At 51.5% G+C, this 16,420-nt stretch carries 14 protein-coding genes; 9 read left to right on the top strand and 5 right to left on the bottom strand.

Going from position 1 to position 16,420, the window contains the following annotated elements; translation table 11 throughout:
* Positions 1-225: 225 nt before the first annotated feature.
* The 3 genes from ACETK5_RS17885 to ACETK5_RS17875 all read right to left on the bottom strand — a co-directional run bounded on the left by ACETK5_RS17885 (position 226) and on the right by ACETK5_RS17875 (position 3,514).
* On the bottom strand, positions 226-1,587 hold the full coding sequence (locus ACETK5_RS17885; protein WP_394057006.1) for an ABC transporter substrate-binding protein: 1,362 nt from the start codon (positions 1,585-1,587) through the stop codon (positions 226-228).
* 125 nt (positions 1,588-1,712) lie between these two features.
* Positions 1,713-2,537 carry a carbohydrate ABC transporter permease gene (locus ACETK5_RS17880; protein WP_326112308.1) on the bottom strand — a complete coding sequence of 275 codons (825 nt, stop codon included), beginning with the start codon at positions 2,535-2,537 and terminating at the stop codon, positions 1,713-1,715.
* Entirely contained in the window at positions 2,534-3,514 is a 981-nt protein-coding gene (locus ACETK5_RS17875) for a carbohydrate ABC transporter permease (RefSeq protein WP_394057003.1), read from the bottom strand. Before ACETK5_RS17875 ends, ACETK5_RS17880 begins: the two co-directional genes overlap by 4 nt.
* Before the next feature lie 237 nt (positions 3,515-3,751).
* Here ACETK5_RS17875 and ACETK5_RS17870 point away from each other — a divergent pair, with 237 nt between their 5' ends.
* The 7 genes from ACETK5_RS17870 (at position 3,752) to ACETK5_RS17840 (ending at position 10,707) form a co-directional block, all read left to right on the top strand.
* Entirely contained in the window at positions 3,752-4,735 is a 984-nt protein-coding gene (locus ACETK5_RS17870; protein ID WP_394057001.1) for a LacI family DNA-binding transcriptional regulator, read from the top strand.
* A complete protein-coding gene (gene rbsK, locus ACETK5_RS17865; RefSeq protein ID WP_326112304.1) occupies positions 4,735-5,613 on the top strand; it encodes a ribokinase in 879 nt (292 codons plus the stop codon). Before ACETK5_RS17870 ends, rbsK begins: the two co-directional genes overlap by 1 nt.
* A 2-nt stretch (positions 5,614-5,615) precedes the next feature.
* Positions 5,616-6,014, top strand: coding sequence for a D-ribose pyranase (gene rbsD, locus ACETK5_RS17860; protein ID WP_394056999.1), 399 nt, complete (start codon positions 5,616-5,618; stop codon positions 6,012-6,014).
* A gap of 15 nt (positions 6,015-6,029) precedes the next feature.
* Entirely contained in the window at positions 6,030-7,511 is a 1,482-nt protein-coding gene (locus tag ACETK5_RS17855) for a sugar ABC transporter ATP-binding protein (RefSeq protein WP_394056997.1), read from the top strand.
* A 1-nt stretch (position 7,512) separates the two neighbouring features.
* Complete coding sequence (gene rbsC, locus ACETK5_RS17850) at positions 7,513-8,481, top strand: ribose ABC transporter permease RbsC (protein ID WP_076320794.1); 969 nt, start codon at positions 7,513-7,515, stop codon at positions 8,479-8,481.
* 15 nt (positions 8,482-8,496) lie between these two features.
* Positions 8,497-9,414, top strand: coding sequence for a ribose ABC transporter substrate-binding protein RbsB (rbsB, locus tag ACETK5_RS17845; RefSeq protein WP_326112299.1), 918 nt, complete (start codon positions 8,497-8,499; stop codon positions 9,412-9,414).
* A gap of 216 nt (positions 9,415-9,630) precedes the next feature.
* Positions 9,631-10,707 (top strand): Gfo/Idh/MocA family protein, encoded by a 1,077-nt coding sequence (locus ACETK5_RS17840; protein ID WP_394056994.1) that lies wholly within the window; start codon positions 9,631-9,633, stop codon positions 10,705-10,707.
* Between the two features lie 138 nt (positions 10,708-10,845).
* Here ACETK5_RS17840 and ACETK5_RS17835 read toward each other — a convergent pair whose 3' ends face one another.
* Both ACETK5_RS17835 and ACETK5_RS17830 read right to left on the bottom strand, forming a co-directional pair.
* A complete protein-coding gene (locus ACETK5_RS17835) occupies positions 10,846-12,468 on the bottom strand; it encodes a response regulator (RefSeq protein WP_394056992.1) in 1,623 nt (540 codons plus the stop codon).
* Positions 12,465-14,204: a sensor histidine kinase gene (locus tag ACETK5_RS17830; protein WP_394056990.1), complete on the bottom strand. Its 1,740-nt coding sequence runs from the start codon at positions 14,202-14,204 to the stop codon at positions 12,465-12,467. Before ACETK5_RS17830 ends, ACETK5_RS17835 begins: the two co-directional genes overlap by 4 nt.
* A gap of 316 nt (positions 14,205-14,520) precedes the next feature.
* Between ACETK5_RS17830 and ACETK5_RS17825 the strand changes: the two genes are divergently transcribed.
* Both ACETK5_RS17825 and ACETK5_RS17820 read left to right on the top strand, forming a co-directional pair.
* Positions 14,521-15,450, top strand: a complete 930-nt coding sequence (locus ACETK5_RS17825) for an ABC transporter permease (RefSeq protein ID WP_326112293.1) — start codon at positions 14,521-14,523, stop codon at positions 15,448-15,450.
* Positions 15,451-15,470: 20 nt separating this feature from the next.
* Positions 15,471-16,391, top strand: coding sequence for a carbohydrate ABC transporter permease (locus ACETK5_RS17820; protein ID WP_326112292.1), 921 nt, complete (start codon positions 15,471-15,473; stop codon positions 16,389-16,391).
* Positions 16,392-16,420 lie beyond the last annotated feature (29 nt).

Genomic DNA, 16,420 nt, shown 5'->3' with positions numbered 1-16,420 from the left:
TCACCTCCACTTTGTATCAGTGTATTCAGGAGCCCGGCTGCGTGACTTGGGCAAACCCCTATACAAGCTGACCAATGTGGAAGGTTTTGGATACCACGAGAAAAACACCCTTGATGCATGATTCATGAGGTGACCGTAGAGGGCCCCATGATGCAGCATGAAGGGTGTGTAATACGTTCAATTCGATTCATGCTTCATCGTATGCGTACGCGGCATGATCGACGTTTATTTTACCGTTTTATTATAGGTCTCGATCTTGGAGCTGATCTCCTGGGCGGCTTTGTCCAGTGCTTCCTGCGCCGTTTTTTGACCGTTCAGCACTTCCTCGATGGCCGTTTCCGTCAGCTGGCGGGCTTCAGGGAACACGCCCATGACAGCGCCTTGCGTTGCCAGATTGGCCGTCGTTTGATGCAATTGATCCACGGCCGTCTGGAATTGAGGATATTTCTCCAGATTTTCCTTTACCAGGGTCTCTTCGTAAGCTTTGGTTGTTACCGGGAAGTAACCGGTGTTGACATGCCAGTAGGCTTGCGTTTGCGGCTCGGCCAAATATTTCATGAATTCCCAGGCTGCCTGCTGCTCTTCTTCCGATTTGTTGTTCATCAGCCACAGGCTTGCACCGCCGATAATAACGCCGCCATCGCCGCCGTCAGCCGGTTTAGGCAGGAAAGCTGTGCCGACTTCGAATTTGCCTTCCGCTGCGCTGACGATACCGCGGAGCGAAGCCGTGGAGTCCAGCGTCATAGCGATTTGGCCGGCTGCAAAAGCTTTTTTGGTGTCATCCGTTTTACGTCCCAGGTTCAGCAGAACTTTATCGTCCAGCATTTGCTTCCACCATTCCAGCGTCTTCACGGCAGAGCCGTTGTTGACTTGCGAAGCGGTTGCGGGGGAAGTGCGGCCGTTGCCGTTGTTCAGCAGCTCAACGCCTTGGTTCGCAAGGAATTGCTCCATGAACCAGCCGTAGATCGCGAAGGATGCGCCGGCTTGGCCGCCTTTCGTTAGCGCCTTGGCCGCTTCGGCTACCTCTTCGTAGGTTTTTGGAGGATTTTCCGGATCCAGTCCCGCCGCTTTAAAGGCATCCTTGTTGTAGTAAAGGATCGGGTTGGAGGAGTTGAATGGCATCGAATACAATTGGTTGTCGAATGTATAGTAATTTTTAATATTCGGTTCCAAGGAGGAAATGTCGTATGCTTCCGCATCCATGAAGTCCTGAACCGGACGGATCGCCTTGGTGTCCATCATGAAACGACTGCCGATTTCGTACACCTGAATCATGGTCGGGCCGCTGTTCGATCCCAAGGAAGCCTTCAGCTTGTTCAAGCTTTCATCGTACGTTCCTTGAAACACGCCCTCTACCTGAATATCCTTGTGGGCTGCGTTAAAATCGGAGATCAGCTTGTCCGCGACGGTCCCGAGCTCACCGCTCATGGAATGCCACCATACGACCTTAACAGGTTCTTTGGCCGGTTCGCTGCCGGCGGCAACGGTCGTTTCTCCAGCGGCTGGCGTATTGCTGCAAGCGGCGCTGATCAGCATGAAGCAGGAAAGCAGGAGCAGCGCGAAGGACCTTTTACCAAAACGTTTCATGATCGGTTAATCTCTCCCTTTTTGAAAATAAAGTATGGTTTGATCTATCAGAAATTGCGTGGGACCGATTTTTATCGATAACCGGCACGCAAGGCTGAACATGCAGGGTCCGGCTATATTAGCCATCAGCCCTTCAAAGCACCTGCCGTGATGCCGCGTACAAGGGGTTTCAGCCCGAGTGCAAGCAGCAGCAGGGAAGGAAGCAGCAGCAGGAGTACGCCGGAGAGAATCAGATTCCACGAATTCATCTCTTCGAACTGCAGCATGCCGATCCCGATTTGGACGGTTCGCATCTCGACGCGGTTGGTTGTCAGGAGCGGCCACAGGTACATGTTCCAATGGTTCAGAAACGAGTACACGCCCAGCGTGGCAATTCCGGGGATGGATAACGGCAGCACCATGCTCAGGAAATTGCGGACATGTCCACAGCCGTCCACGCGGGCCGCTTCAAACAGCTCCTTCGGCAGCTGCAGGAAGGTCTGCCTGAGCAGGAAGGTTCCGAAGGCCGTGGCCAGAAATGGAATGATGAGGCCTTGATAGGTATCGAGCCAGTTCAGGCTTTTGACCGTCAAATAATTCGGAATCATGATCACTTCCCACGGAATCATCATGGTGGCGAGAAAGAGGCTGAACAGCAGCGTTTTTCCCGGGAACCGCAGGAAAGCGAATGCGTATGCCGCCAAACTCGCGGTCACGATCTGCCCAAGCATGATGGCGATGGAAACAACGAGGCTGTTTCCGATAAAGGTAAGAACGGGAATCGTATCGATCACCTTGGCGAAATTGGACAGATTGATGGCTTCGGGAAGCAGAGGCGGCGGATATACGGCCGACTCGGCCTCGCTCATCAGCGATGTCGACAAGGTGTACAGGAGCGGAAAAGCCACAGTCAATGAACCGAGTAGCAGCGCGACGTAGATGAAGCTTTTGGGCATGAGACGCATGCTCATTGGTAATGCACCTTCTTCTCCACGAATTTAAATTGAAAGACGGTCAGCAGCAGAATGATCGCAAACAGGATGAGTGCTTGCGCGCTGCCGATGCCGAAGCGGAAGTTGACGAATGCATCCTGATAGATGTTGAATACGATGACGTTGGTGCTGTTCATCGGACCGCCCTTGGTCAGGATGTTGATCTGTCCGAATGCTTGGAAGGCGCCGATAACCGAGACAACGGACGTGAAGAATAACGTAGGGGAGATCAGCGGCATCGTAATCCGGAAGAAGGTTCTCAGCGGACCGGAGCCGTCCATTTTGGTGCTGTCGTAGATATCCTCGGGTACGCCCTGCATGCCGCTCAGCATCAGGATGTAATTAAATCCAAGATTCATCCAGACGGTCATGAGCGCAACGGAGATCATGGCCCATTTCGGATCGGTCAGCCATTGAATGGGCTGAGTGCCGAGCAGCGACAGAAAGTAATTCAGTATGCCCAACGTCGGATGGTAGAGAATCATCCAGATCATCGAGCCGGTGCCGACGGACACGGCCATCGGCAGCGAGAAGATGAAGCGGAATATTTTCATGCCCTTCAGTTTGTTGTGCGTCAGGGCAGCCAGCAGAATTGCAGCCGCCATGCCGGTCGGGACCGTCAGCACGATAAACAGCAGCGTGTTGCCGAAGCTTGTATAAAACATCTCGGAGGCTAGTATTTCCTTGAAATTATCGAACCCTACAAATTCGGCTACCCGGCCTTGAGGATCGGTCAGGAACAAGCTCAGATAAACCGATTTGAGCAGCGGGTAGAACAGGAACAGACCGAAAATGAGCAGCGAAGGTGCTAAACATGCATAAGCAAGCATGATTTCCCTGCGCCTTGTTTTCTTGATGGAGATCGGTTTTGCCGCTGTCGCAAGCTCAGCTTCGCTGACCGGCGGCGTCAAAGAGTGACCCGGAGATGGAAGCGTAAAATCTTTTTCCATAATCATGTTTACCTCACTTTCCTGCTTGGCCTTACAGGTATTGAGTATAGGAGTCGGATGTAAAATCCAGTAAAGGATTTTGTAAGAATACCGTAATTTATTGCCGGACATTTTTAGTTGCTGAAGGAGCGTTTGTCAGCGCACGGTACAAAAATATTCCAATCCTTAAAGGCTTGCAGGTTGAGAAGGGATGTGATATCTTATAGCTGTAACCGGTTACACATAAATGAGGTGATGACGGTAATGGCAACGATCAAGGATGTGGCAAATCGGGCCGGTGTGTCCGTAGCCACGGTTTCACGGGTTTTAAATGGAAACGGTTACGTGCATGAGGACACCAGGTCCAAGGTAGAACAAAGCATTCGCGAGCTGAATTATACGCCGAATGAAGTAGCACGTTCTTTATATAAAAGAAAATCCAAATTGATTGGACTTTTGCTTCCGGATATTATGAACCCTTATTTCCCGCAGCTTGCTCGCGGAGTTGAGGATGAGATGCAGGAGAATGATTATCGGCTGATATTCGGGAACAGCGACGAGAGCAAGAAGAAGGAAATGGAGTACATCCAAACCTTTGTCCAAAATAATGTGGTTGGTGTCATATCATCGACCAATGATCCGGATGCCGACATGTATACAGAGCTGAACATTCCCGTTGTGTTTCTGGACCGCACCTCAACGGACCGCCCTTCCGTTTACGCGGATGGTCGGCAGGGAGGAAGGATAGCCGCCCAGGAGATCGTGCGGCGAGGGAGTAAAGCTGTAACGGTCATTCAAGGTCCGGCGGATGTGCGGCCTGCTCAGGAACGTTTTGAAGGAGCCGTTGAGGTTCTGGAAGAACAGGCGGCTGCGTATCAAGTGCTGAAGACGACATCGTTTTCTTTAACCGATGCCGAAGAATTCGCCCAGAAAGTGTTCAGCGAGTTTCCGGACACGGACGGCGTAATCGCCAGTAACGATATCATGGCATCGGCCGTGGTGAAGGAAGCGCATCGGCTGGGGAAAAGGGTGCCGGAAGACGTACAAATTATCGGATTTGACGATATTTTGCTCAGCAGGCTGCTGGCCCCTCCGCTGTCCACGATTCATCAGCCGGCGTATGAAATGGGCCGGGAAGCGGCCAGATTGCTTATCGGACTTATTGAGGGGCAGCACATTGAGAAAAGCAATATCGAATTCTCGGTAGAATTTATAGAGCGGCAGACAACGAGAAAGGTGGAATCATAATGGCGAAAATTGTGGTAATCGGAAGCGCGTCGATGGACTTGGTGGTCACCTCCACCAAGCGCCCCGGCGCGGGAGAGACGGTGCTTGGCGACAGCTTTAAGACGGTACCCGGAGGGAAGGGAGCCAACCAGGCCGTCGCGGCGGCGAGACTGGGCGCAGAGGTGACGATGATTGGCTGTGTAGGCGATGACTCCTTCGGCGAAACGATTTTGAGTAATTTGCAGTCGAATGGCGTTATTACGAACCATGTGGAACCGGTTACAGGTATGGAAAGCGGAACCGCACACATTATTTTGGCAGAGGGAGACAACAGCATCGTGGTGGTGAAGGCTGCCAACGATCGGATCACCCCGGATTATGTTGATCAGGCAGCAGAAGTGATCAAGGCCGCGGATATCGTGTTGATTCAGCAGGAGATTCCGGAAGAAACGGTGGTGCACGTGAGTGAGTTATGCGCGAATTATCAGGTGCCATTGATGCTGAACCCGGCTCCTGCCCGCCCGGTGCCGAGCGTTGTTATTGAACGGGCGGCATACATTACGCCAAACGAGCACGAAGCGGCTATCCTATTCGGAGATGAGCCATTAGGCGACGTGCTGCGCCGTTATCCGAACAAACTGATCGTGACGGAAGGCAAGCGGGGCGTTCGTTATTTCGACGGCAACGAAGAGGTTGTGGTTCCCGGCTACAAGGTTGATGCCGTGGACACGACGGGAGCCGGCGATACGTTCAACGGTGCCTTTGCCGTGGCTCTGTCCGAAGGCATGGGCATTGCCGACAGCCTGAGATTTGCGAACCGCGCAGCTTCCTTGTCGGTCATGAAGTTCGGAGCGCAGGGCGGAATGCCGTCTCGCCTCGAAGTGGAAGGGAGTCTTTGATCATGAAGAAGAACGGCATGCTGAACAGTCACATCGCGAAAGTGCTGGCAGATCTGGGACACACCGATACCATCGTTGTTGGCGACGTGGGCCTTCCGATTCCTCCCGGCGTTCCCAAGATTGACTTGGCATTAACGCTGGGGACGCCAAGCTTTACCGAGGTGGTGAATGCGATTGCCAATGATATGGTGATTGAAAAAATCGTCATTGCTGAAGAAATGAAGCTTGATAATAAGGAAACACTGCACTATATACAGGAGAACTTTCACGGTTGCGAGATCGAGGCCTGCTCGCATGAGCAGTTCAAGGCACGGACGGGAAACGCCAAGGCGGTTATCCGTACAGGCGAAGCCAAGCCCTACGCGAACTGCATTTTGCAGGCCGGTGTTCATTTCGGTTAAAAAGGAGGAAGCACCATGAACATTGAGATGACGAACATCCATAAATCTTTTGGCACGAACCGGGTGCTGGCAGGTGTGGACTTTGATCTCCGGGAAGGAGAGGTCCATGCTCTGATGGGAGAGAACGGCGCGGGTAAATCGACGCTGATGAATATATTAACCGGTCTTCACAGCCGGGATGAAGGCAAGATTGTCATCGACGGTAAGGAAACCTATTTTGCTAATCCGAAGGAAGCGGAAGAGAAAGGCGTTGCCTTCATCCATCAGGAGCTTAACATCTGGCCGGAGATGACGGTTCTGGATAACTTGTTTATCGGCAAGGAGATGACGTCCGGCCTCGGTTTCCTCAATATGAAACAAATGAAGGCGCTTGCGAAGGAACAGTTCGATAAATTAGCGGTGACGATACCATTGACGCAGGAGGCGGGAGAATGCTCCGTCGGACAGCAGCAGATGATTGAGATCGCCAAAGCGCTCATGACCAAAGCGAAAGTCATTATTATGGACGAGCCGACGGCGGCGCTGACCGAAAGGGAAATCGAGAAGCTGTTTGATGTCATCCGTTCATTGAAAAAACAAGGCGTATCCATCGTCTACATTTCCCACCGGATGGAGGAAATTTTTACGATCTGTGACCGAATCACGGTCATGCGGGATGGGAAATCCGTTGATACCAAAGCCATTCCGGACACGAGTTTTGACGAAGTTGTCAAAAAGATGGTCGGCCGGGAGCTGACCGAGCGATATCCCGCACGACATCCATCTCCGGGCGAACCGGTGCTGGAAGTGAAAAATATGACGGGCAAGGGCCGGTTCGAGAATGTGAGTTTCTCGGTTCGTGCCGGCGAGATCGTAGGCGTGTCGGGTTTGATGGGCGCGGGACGCACCGAGATGATGCGAGCGATATTCGGATTGGACCCGCTGGATAGCGGCGAAATCTGGGTGCGCGGAAAGAAAGTTTCGATCAAGAAGCCGGATGATGCCGTGAAACACGGTATTGGATTCATAACAGAGGACCGCAAGGATGAAGGGTTGGTCCTGGATTTCTCGGTCCGTGAAAATATGGCGCTGCCCAATCTGTTCAGCTTCTCATCCAGAGGGTTTATCTCCGGGAAGAAGGAGCAGGATTTCGTGGACACGTTGACGAAGCGGCTGCAGATTAAAACCCATTCCTCCGAGACGCAGGCACGCAATCTGTCGGGCGGTAACCAGCAGAAGGTCGTAATCGCCAAGTGGATCGGCATTGGGCCGAGCGTGCTCATCCTGGACGAGCCGACACGAGGCGTGGACGTTGGGGCGAAGCGGGAAATTTACCAGCTGATGAATGAGCTGACCGAACGCGGCGTGGCGATCCTGATGGTCTCGTCGGAGCTGCCGGAGGTGCTCGGAATGAGCGACCGGATTCTGGTTGTTCACGAAGGCAGAATTTCCGGTGAATTGGATCGCGAACAAGCCACGCAGGAACACATCATGACTCTAGCTACAGGAGGTCAGTAATATGACAACTATTAACGATGCCAAGGCGGAAAAAGGGTTTAAGGTATCAGGTTTGACGCAAAAGCTCGGTCCGCTGCTCGGACTGATCATTCTGATCGTTATCGTATCCGTTCTGAATCCAAGCTTCTTGGAACCGCTTAACATTCTGAACCTGCTGCGTCAGGTATCGATTAACGCATTAATTGCATTCGGTATGACGTTTGTTATCCTGACAGGCGGCATTGACCTGTCGGTCGGTTCGATTCTCGCACTCTCCAGCGCATTTGTCGCCAATATGATGGTGGCCGGGTTTGACCCGATCCTATCGATCATCATCGGCGTTGCGCTTGGCGGTGTCATGGGGATGATCAACGGTCTCATGATTACCAAAGGGAAAATGGCGCCGTTTATCGCCACTTTGGCTACCATGACGATATTCCGAGGACTTACGCTGGTCTATACGAACGGTAACCCGATTACGGGTCTCGGCGACAGCCTTGCATTCCAATTGTTCGGCCGCGGTTACCTGCTTGGTATTCCGGTACCTGCCATTACGATGATCATCACGTTTGCCGTGCTGTGGGTCATCCTGCATAAAACGTCGTTTGGCCGCAAGACCTATGCCATCGGCGGTAACGAAAAAGCATCGCTAGTATCCGGTATTAAAGTACCGCGCGTGAAAATTATGATCTACTCCTTGGCAGGGATGCTGTCCGCGCTTGCCGGCGCGATTCTAACCTCTCGTTTGAATTCCGCACAGCCGACAGCAGGGACGTCCTATGAATTGGATGCCATCGCAGCCGTTGTTCTGGGCGGTACAAGCCTGACCGGCGGTCGCGGCCGGATCGTCGGTACGTTAATCGGTGTGCTGATCATTGGCATACTGAACAACGGACTCAACCTGCTCGGCGTGAACTCTTTCTATCAGATGGTTGTCAAAGGCGTCGTGATTGCGATTGCCGTGCTGCTCGACCGTAGAAAATCGGCTTAAGGGGGAGAATGAACGATGAAAAAAACAACTTTGCTGCTCGTATCACTTATGCTGATCTTCATAACAGGCTGTTCGCTGGAGCCGCCGGAATGGGCGAAGCCCAAGGCTAGCGGAGATGTAAAAGACATCAAAATCGGTCTTTCCATCTCGACCTTGAATAACCCGTTCTTTGTCTCCTTGAAGGATGGCGTCGTCGCCGAAGCGGCGAAGCAGGGAATGGAGGTCGTTGTCGTTGACGCACAGAACGACTCGGCTAAGCAGAGCAATGACGTCGACGACTTGATTCAGCAGGGCGTCAACGCACTGTTGATTAACCCGACGGATTCGTCTGCGATTTCAACCGTGGTGCAAACGGCGAATAGCTTGGGCATTCCGGTCATTACACTCGACCGCTCGGCGGATCAAGGTGAGGTCGCTGCGTTGGTTGCCTCCGATAACGTCAAAGGCGGTCAGATGGCAGCCGAGTATATCGTGGAACAACTGGGCAAAGATACGAAGGTCATTGAGCTCGAAGGCGTTCCGGGCGCTTCCGCGACGCGTGAACGCGGCAAGGGTTTCCACGATATTGCAGATGAGCAGCTGAACGTGGTCGCGAAGCAAGCAGCGGATTTTGACCGGACAAAGGGTCTTACCGTGACGGAAAATCTGCTGCAGGGCAATCCGGATGCCAAAGCGATATTTGCCCATAATGACGAGATGGCCCTGGGCGCAATCGAAGCGATCCAAAGCTCGGGCAAAGACATCATGGTCATCGGCTTTGACGGTAATGACGATGCGCTGAAGTCCATCGAAGCCGGCAACCTGACGGCCACGGTAGCCCAGCAGCCGGAGCTGATCGGTCAGCTCGCTGTCGGCGCAGCCAAGGACGTGCTGCAGGGCAAAGAGGTGGAAGCGAATATCGCTGCACCGCTGAAACTGGTTGTGAAGGAGTAATCTGGCGGGATGAAGGAGCGTTACCTTATGCGATAGAAGCAGGGTAACGCTTTTTTTGTCATCCTGATCATTCCATCCCGGGCTGCGAAGTAACTCACAGCCTTGCGATGACAGCAGGAATACAATATCGTAAAAGGGAACAGTTATTTCGCATATGATATGATAATGGTTGTGTATGCGTTTACTGCTTAGATGTAAAAAAGGAGCTATGTAACTATGACGATGGAAAAAAGAAAACATGCGATCGTGATTGTAGGCTATGGCGGAATGGGCAGCTACCATGCCAAGCTGATTAAGGACAATGCATTTCTCGAGGTTACGGGTACCTACGATATTTTGAAAGATCGCCGGGAAGTGTCCCAGCAGGACGGGTATCCTGCCTACGAGAGTTATGAGCAGGTATTAAACGATGCTGCGGTTGACGTGGTGCTCATTGCTACACCTAATGATGTGCACAAGGAATTGGCACTTCAGGCGTTTAAAGCCGGCAAGCATGTCATCTGCGAGAAGCCGGTGACATTGTCCGTCAGTGACTTCAAAGAGATGGTGTCTGCGGCCGATGCTGCTGGCCGGGTGCTGATGGTTCACCAGAACCGCCGCTGGGACGAGGACTTCCTGACGATTAAGCAAATGTACAACGAGAAGACAATTGGCGATTTGTTCCGTATCGAATCCAGGGTACACGGGGCGAACGGCATTCCGGGCGACTGGCGCCATCTGGAAGCCCACGGCGGCGGCATGCTGCTGGACTGGGGCGTGCATTTGCTGGACCAGATCCTGTTCATGGTGGACAGCCGGATGACCAGCCTGAGCAGCCGCTTAAGCTTTATTTTGGGCGATGAGGTGGATGACGGCTTTGAGTCGGTTATCGAATTCGAGAACGGCGTATCGGTTCTGATTGAAGTGGGGACGACGAATTTCATTACGCTGCCACGCTGGTACGTCAAAGGAACCGAGGGAACCGGTATTATTGAGGATTGGTCGTTAAACGGAAGAATCGTTACCCGGAACCAGGATGCCGTGAAAGTGGAGCCGAAGCCGATTCAAGCCGGGGTAGGCTTGACCAAAACGATGGCCCCTCCTTCCGAAGAAGCTACCATTACGGGAGCTCTGCCGGAGCCATACCGTCAATCCAGCAGCTTCTTCGATAACTTTGCGGCCGTGATTCAAGGCGAGGCTGAACCGATTGTGAAGAACGAGGAAGTGCTGCGCGTCCTGAACCTGATCGAAGCGGTGTTTGAATCGGCCCGAACGGGAGAAACGCTGAAGAATTTCGATATTTACCCTGCGTAATCTATACAAATTTGCACTTATTATTATAGAAAAAGTACCGCTTCCGCCAAGCGAATTAGGCTTGAGGCTGCGGTACTTTTTATTTTTCATGTTGTGGTTGCTGACAGCTCATTCGCGAAACTCGTCGAGCGTGTAATGTTATTTCGCATGATCGACCTTTCCGGAACTCCCGGCTTGCAGCACCCGCCTGTAGTCGCTGGGCGCCCAGCCCGTATCCTGCTTGAACAGCTTCGAGAAATAGGAATAGTTGGCGTACCCCACCTTAGCCGCAATCTGGTACACCGACAATGGAGTCGTCTCCAGCAGATGCTTGGCTGCCTTGATGCGGGACTGAATGATGTAAGTACCCAAAGAGACGCCCGTCTCTTTCTTGAACACGCGGGCCAAATAATCCGGGTTAAGATAGACGATTTCCGCCAGGCTCGTTCGCGTCAGCTCATCCCCGTAATGGCTTTGAATATAATGCTTGATCTCCTCCACCACCGTATGCGAATGGTCGGCGTAGGCATGATATTCTGCTGCCGTGCTGACGAGATATTCCATATATTTCTCCATGTCTTCAATCGAGTTCAAGGATTGCAGGAACAGCTGGTCATTGGTTTTGCCGGTATACAGCTTATGTGCCTGGATCTCTTTGCCCTTCAGATAGGAATACACCAGCTGCACGATATCCAAGCGGAACAGACGCAGCACCGAGGCGTTGTAGACGCCATTCTTGGCTAGGTTTTGCAAGTATTTGCGGGTTTCTCCCAGAAACCCAGCCGGATTGTTACCGCTGAGAAGCGCTTCCCAGTCTTGCAGCGGCGGAGGGGCGTACGCGGTTTCTTGCAGGGAATGGTGTTCCAGAAAAACAATCTGATTCCGCTTTTTGATCATATCCTCATTCATTTGTAGCAGAATCCGAATGGACTTGTTGATTTCCTCCAAAGCCACCGAAATCGATACGCTGCAGCAAGCATCGCTCCGGAGAAATTGATTGGCTTTGTCAATGAACGAAGTGCAGATGGATTCAATGACCCCGGTATCCGGAGGATGATTCCATTTCAGCATGACCATCCAATTGTAATCCCTATATTCCATAGCGGCTTCAACCGTGAAGAGCGGGTCCTGGAACAATTCGGACAGCACATTGAGAAATGCATAGTCAAACAGGTCTTTGTCTTCTTTGCCCAAACTTTTATCATGCGGAAAAATGGTGATGAGCACAGGAAGAAATAGATCCGACATCTCATAGGACAGGTTCTGTTCCGCGATATATCCTGCGATGGCGACCCGGCCCGAAGAAGCTTTCCTTTCCTTTATCAGTTTGCTCCAAAAATGCTCCTGGAGCTTTTTTTGATTTTTTTTCCACAGCTGCCCGTCTTGTATCGCTTCCTGATCGCTTTGCTGTTCCTTTGCTTTATAGGCAGCCTTGGAGATGATGAGGCTAAGCTTATCGAATTCAATCGGCTTCAGGAAATAGTCAAAGCTTTGCAGCTCAATGGCCTTCTGCGCATAATTGAAATCAGCGTAATTGGTCAGGAAGATCGTCTGAATGCTGTATTGTTCCTCGCGTATCCAGGCGAGAAGCTCCAGCCCGCTGCCTTGCGGCATTTCGATATCGCAGATGAGGATCTGGACCGAATGCTGCTGCAGTATATCCCTTGCCTGTGCAACGCTGTAAGCGGTATGGACCTGTTCGATCGAGAGGGCTTTCCAATCGATTTTCTTCTCCAGTGCGGCCACGACAAAATAATCATCATCAACCAGCAATACGTTCATTGAATTTCTCCTTTCCATTCCTGCACGGGTTGTGGAAGCGTTAATATGACGCAGGCGCCGCCCCCTTCTCGATTTGAAAATTCCACATGTGCCCTGCGATGATAGAGCAGCTCCAGCCGCTGAAGGGTGTTCATGATCCCGATGTGTTTCCCTTCGCTTTGATCCAGCGGCTTGCCGTTTGCCAGCTTATCCAATACGTCTTCCGGAAAGCCGGGGCCGGTATCGGAGATCCGGATGACCGCGTAAGGCTTATCGTCCTCCACCTGCAAGCTGACGGTCAGGTGAATTTGCAGCACCTGATCTCTGGATACGGCGTATTTCACCGCGTTTTCAATAAAGGTCTGGAGCACCAGAGGGGGGATCGTGAGGCCGGCAAGCTCTTGTTCAAACCCGATATGATAAGAAAAGGCATCGCGGTAGCGGTGCTTCTGAATCTCCAGGTAAATCCGGACATGCTCGATCTCGTCCGCAAGCCGCACGAGGTTATCGCCGCTTTGAAAGATGTAACGAAAATATTTGGATGTGGACAGCGACATATATTCGATTTCCTTAAACATCTGCATTTGCGCCATGCTGTAGATGTTCGTCAGGCAGTTCAGGAAAAAATGGGGGTTGATCTGCAGCTTCATATAATCCAGCTGGATTCTTTGCTTCTCCAGCTCCTGCTCGTAGATATCGATTTTAAACTTCTTGATCTGTTCGATCAGGTGTTTGAATTGGGAGTTGACCTGCTCGAGCTCGATGATCTCGCTGCTCATGAAATCCAAATTTTCGCTATCCTCGTGGATGCGCCTTACGTTTTCCGAGAAATTCTGAATGGGCTTTAACACCTTCTTCTTGAAATACAGCATGACCACGCTGAGCGTGCAAGTAAGCAGCACGAACAGCAGCATAATGAGCAGCTGGGCGATCATGATGGTCTCGAACACGCCGAACTGGATGACCAGCTGCACGTTGAAGGAGGCGTTCGAGAATCCCTCCGTGACCGTAGTCCGCGGCTGTGACAGGCTGAACAAGGAAGCCTTGGCGCCTTCGAGCGGCTTGGCCCCGGCCTCGCCGGCACCTGGACTCGTAAGGGCTGCTCCTTGGGCATCCACCAGAGAGACGAACCCGTCCTCGCCCAAATCCAGTTCCTGGAGCGGCCGGACCAGGTCGTCTGCGGAGATGAGGCAGATCAGATACCGGTTGTGGTAAGGGACGATGTTGATGATGTAATGCGTGTCCTGAACAAGGATCGGATTCCAGTTGGAGTAGAACGTTTCGTATACGTTTTTGGAATCCGTGAGGGAGACGATCTGTTCCTTTAGCTCCAGGAACTCCGTATACGATAGGGACATGGGCGCATAGTTCTGGAAAAAATCCTGCTCTTTTAAATAGAAGAAGAAGTTGTATTCTTGGCCGTAGTTTTTTTGAAGCTCGTTGAACCGTTTATGCACTCTTTCGCTCGACTTGATGTAATCCACGTAGTCTGTGCCGGGGGTATCCATGATCTTGATGCTCTCATCATTCGCCAGCGTCCAGCCCATATAGTGGTTGATGTAGGAGAAGTCATGATTGATCTGCCTGATATACAGATTCGCCGTATCCTGCAAATATCGAGTCGATTGCTGCTTCACGATGAAGATGGAAGCGAAGCTGATCACGAGATCCACCACGAGGGCAAAAATCGAGATAAAGAGCATGATTTTCACATAGTGACGGATGGGATAAGGCTTGTTATTGAGTGCTTTAACCATAGGGATGCCGTGATTCCTTTCAATTCGCCTGTACATGTAAGCGTTTTAATAGTGGTACTGATCATTATAAATGGAAAAGACGAAAAAAACAGGAGCGAACGTGAGCGCATTTTCCATAAAGTCCGGATACCACATCGTAAAGTCCGGATAATAGCATGCTTTGCATAGGGGACTCGAGGATTCCTTGAAGTGGAATAGGGCGAAGGTCCGAATAGGACATCATGAGGTCCAAATAACGATTCCGGAGCGAAGTATACTGAAATTGCTTACGTGACATACCGAATTCACGACGACGAGTACAGAAAGGGGAATCGATTTGAAAGCAGGCCAACTGAATAGAACCACACACCCAACCCTCGGGCGGATCAGAAAAAATTGGGGCCTGTATTTGCTGCTGCTGCCTGCGGTAGTACTGGTTTTGTTGTTTTCTTACGTACCGATGTACGGGATCTTGATCGCATTCAAGGATTACAGTCCCGCTCTCGGGATTATGGACAGCCCCTGGGCAGGCCTGAAGTATTTCGAGAAGTTTTTTAACTCCTATCAATTCTCGACAACCATTACCAATACGCTGGTCATCAGCTTATACAGCGTGGCGACATTCCCGATTCCGATCATGCTTGCCTTGATGGTCAATCAAATGCGCCAGAATGGGTTCAAGCGCTTCTTTCAGACCGTAACCTATATGCCGCATTTTATATCCACGGTCGTGATGGTGGGACTCATGCTGATTCTGTTCTCGCCGGGTTCGGGATTGATCGGGAATATCTTTCGGCTCTTCGGTGCACAAGCACCGAACCTGATGGGATCGGCCGGCTTGTTCAGCAGCGTGTATGTATGGTCGGATGTGTGGCAGCATACGGGCTGGGACAGCATTATCTACATCGCGGCTTTATCTGCGGTGAGCCCCAGCTTGTACGAAGCGGCCACGATGGACGGGGCAAGCCGGTGGCAGAAAATCCGGTTTATCGATATCCCGATGCTGATGCCTACGGTCGTGACCTTGCTTATATTGCGGATCGGCAGCTTGCTTGGCGTCGGCTTCGAAAAGGTTTACCTTATGCAAAACAGTCTCAATATTACCTCCAGTGAGGTCATCTCCACGTATGTGTACAAAATCGGGATGCTGAGCAGCCAATACAGCTTCTCGTCGGCCATCAATTTGTTTAATACGGTCATTAATTTTGCTCTGTTGATTCTGGTCAACCAGATTTCGAAAAAATACAGCGAAAACAGTTTGTGGTAACGCAAGAGAGGAAGGGTTCTATGGGTGTAGTGGAAGTAAGAGAGAAGACGGCGCCGCGGCAGAGGAATACCCGATCTTCCGACAGGGTGCTGGAAATCGGCCTGTATGTATTCGCTGTCTTGATGCTGATCGTGCTGATTTACCCGCTGTACTTCATCATCATCGCTTCGTTCAGCGAGCCGGCGGCGGTTGCGAACGGACAGGTATGGCTGTGGCCTAAGGAATTTACGCTGGCAGGCTATCAAGAATTGCTGAAGCACTCTAATATATGGATTGGGTACCGAAATACGATTGTGTATACGATTGTGGGTACCGCCATCGGCTTGGTGGTTAACATATCCGCAGCTTACGCGCTCTCGCGCAAAGACCTCGTGGGCCGCAAGTATATATCGCTGCTCTTTATTTTTACGATGTTCTTTAACGGCGGTTTGATTCCGACCTTTATGACGATCCGCGATTTCCAGCTGTACGATACGTTTCTGGTCATGGTGCTGCCGTTCTCGGTTGCCGCCTTCAACATCATTGTGGCGCGGACTTTTTTCCAAAGCAGCATTCCGGAGGATTTATGGGAGGCGGCGCAGCTCGATGGCTGCGGAAATCTGAGATATTTCGTGACTATCGTGATTCCGCTCTCGAAAGCGGTCATCTCGGTCATCGCCTTGTGGACGGCCGTGGGTCACTGGAATTCCTATTTCAATGCCCTGATCTATTTAAAAGATACGAACCTGTACCCCTTACAGCTCATCCTGCGAAATATTCTGGTCACCAACCAGATGCAGTCCGCCATGGGTACCGGAGAAGCCGCGGCCATCGCGCTGCGACTGGCCAATATTATGCGCTACGCGGTCATTATCGTCGCAACGGTGCCGATCATGTGCATCTACCCGTTTGTACAGAAGTATTTCAATCAGGGGGTGATGATCGGAGCCGTGAAGTCGTAACACCGATGAATTTATGAAAAATAAGTATT

Origin of the sequence: Paenibacillus ilasis (genome assembly GCF_043195395.1) — a bacterium.
Taxonomy (GTDB): domain Bacteria; phylum Bacillota; class Bacilli; order Paenibacillales; family Paenibacillaceae; genus Paenibacillus_AQ; species Paenibacillus_AQ lautus.
This window is presented reverse-complemented; position numbering and strand designations above follow the sequence as displayed.